This is a genomic window from Mesorhizobium sp. M2A.F.Ca.ET.037.01.1.1 (assembly GCF_003998075.1).
Classification (GTDB): Bacteria; Pseudomonadota; Alphaproteobacteria; order Rhizobiales; family Rhizobiaceae; genus Mesorhizobium.
Map to the genome: position 1 here is coordinate 1 of NZ_RZSA01001093.1, position 2,040 is coordinate 2,040.

Annotated in this window: 3 protein-coding genes; all 3 read right to left on the minus strand. The window is 66.1% G+C overall.

What is annotated here, in order from left to right; all coding sequences use genetic code 11:
• A partial coding sequence (locus tag EOA27_RS33750) for an Ldh family oxidoreductase (RefSeq protein ID WP_189562243.1) occupies positions 1 to 543 on the minus strand: 543 nt, incomplete at its 3' end.
• Positions 544 to 629: 86 nt separating this feature from the next.
• Complete coding sequence (locus EOA27_RS33755; protein WP_127258440.1) at positions 630 to 1,439, minus strand: ABC transporter permease; 810 nt, start codon at positions 1,437 to 1,439, stop codon at positions 630 to 632.
• On the minus strand, positions 1,439 to 2,040 hold a 602-nt coding region (locus tag EOA27_RS33760; RefSeq protein ID WP_127258442.1), incomplete at its 5' end, for an ABC transporter permease subunit. The genes EOA27_RS33755 and EOA27_RS33760, both read right to left, overlap by 1 nt.

A 2,040-nucleotide genomic window follows, 5' to 3' on the forward strand; every position in this document is an offset into this window, starting at 1 on the left:
GGCGGTGGCGCTCGACGATTGGTCGATGACCAGCGGCGGCCCGTCGGCGGCGGGCGAGGCGAAGGACATCGGGTTGGTGCAATAGACCGGCTTGACCGAGCCTGAGCCGGCCAGCACCGCCGGCCCGTTGGTGGCCGCAAAGGACACCAGCCCCTGTTCCGCCAGCCGCCCGGTGAAATAGCCGAGCGCGCCGCATGTGTAGGCGTTCTTCTGCGAGAAGATCGACACGCCGAACAGTTTCGCCGCCTTGACCAGGTCATCGATCGTGCGGTCGAAGCCGGTATGGGCAAGCCCGCCGCGCGCGTCGGAGAAGTAGACCGCAAGCGCCGGCCGCGTGATCACCGGATCGGCATTGCCGTCGATGCGACCGGCTTCGAGCGCCTCCAGATAGTCGATGAAATGCGACAGCCCGACCGTCGACAGGCCTTCGGCCTCCGCGGCGATGATCGAGGCGGTCAGCGACTGCGCCGCCTCCTCATTGGCGCCGGCGCCGAGCGCCGCCATCCGGCATAGGCCTGTTGCCTGGTCGAGGGTGAGTTGCATCAGAGTTGCCCAGCAGCGAGTAGCGAATAGGGAATAGCGAGTAGGGGAGGTAAAGGAACTACTCGCTATTCGCTACTCTCTATTCGCTACCCGATCTTCACCGGAATCCTCGCCTCGATCCGGCTGAACGCGAAGACGAGAATGCCGGTGATCGTCATATAGATCAGCGCCAGAAGCAGCAAAGGCTCGTAGGTCAGGTAGGTGTCCTGCCGCACCTTGGAGGAGACGGCGAAGATGTCGATGACGCTGATTGTCGCCACCAGCGGTGTCGACTTCAGCTGCAGCACCGTCTCGCCGGTCAGGGTCGGCAGCGCCCGGTAGAAGGCCTGCGGCAGCCAGATGCGGCGGAAGATTTTCCAGCGGCTCATGCCGAAGGCGCGGGCGGCCTCCAGCTGTCCGCGCGGCACGCCGGCAAAGGCGCCGCGCATCACTTCGCCCTCATAGCCGGCGAAGGAGAAGGTCAGCGCCACCACGGCATAGGGCCAGGCCTGCCGGAGATACGGCCAGAGCCAGGATTCGCGGATCCAGGGATATTGCGGGAAGATCGAGCCGAGGCCGTAATAGAGCAGCCAAAGCTGCAGGAGCAGTGGCGTTCCCCGGATGATGGTGCAGAAGACCTTGGCCGGTGCCGAGAACCAGATCGGTCCGCCGGCCTGGGCGAGCCCGAGCGGCACCGCAAGCGCGAAGCCCAGCGCGCAGGTGACGGCCAGGATCCAGAGCGCCCGCCAGATGCCCATCAGGCCCATCTCCCCATATTGCGGCAGCCAGTCCCAGCGCATGAAGAAAGCCGCGCAGAGCACCAGCGCCAACGCGATCAGGATAAGCACGATGCGGTGCGGCTTGAGCCAGATCGAGGCGCGCGCCGCCATGTTGATCGCGGTGGCTTCGGCCGACATCAGCGCGCCTCCTTGACGGACGGCATGCCGCGCCGCGACCAGGCCTCGACGCGGCCGATGATCAGGTTGGAGAAGAGGGTCACGGCCAGGTAAAGCACGCCGGCGGCGACGTAGAAGAGCAGATAGGCCTTGGTGACGCCGGCTGCCTGGCGCGTCGCCAGCGTCAGCTCGAAGAAGCCGACGACGGCAAGCAGCGCCGTGTCCTTGGTGGCGATCAGCCAGAGATTGGCGAGGCCGGGTATGGCGAAGGGGAGCATCGCCGGGAGCGTGATGCGCCTGAGCATCAGACTGGGCGACATGCCATAGGCGCGGGCGGCCTCGATCTGGCCTTGCGGGATGGCGAGGATAGCGCCGCGGATAACCTCGGTCGAATAGGCGCCCTGGACGAAGCCCAGCACGAAAATGCCGGCCGCCAGACCGCTGATATCGACACGGCTGTAGCCCATCGCCGCTAGCACCTGGTTGATGAGGTCGGTGCCGGCGTAATAGAGCAGCAGGATCAGCACCAGTTCCGGCACCGCGCGGACCACCGTGGTGTAGACGGCCAGAAGGTCGCGCGTCACCGGCCCGCCATAGAGCTTGCCGAAGGCGCCGGCGGTGC

Excerpts from the sequence above, each read along its gene's own strand:
- EOA27_RS33755 (WP_127258440.1), bottom strand. The coding sequence starts at position 1,439 with ATGTCGGCCGAAGCCACCGCGATCAACATGGCGGCGCGCGCCTCGATC.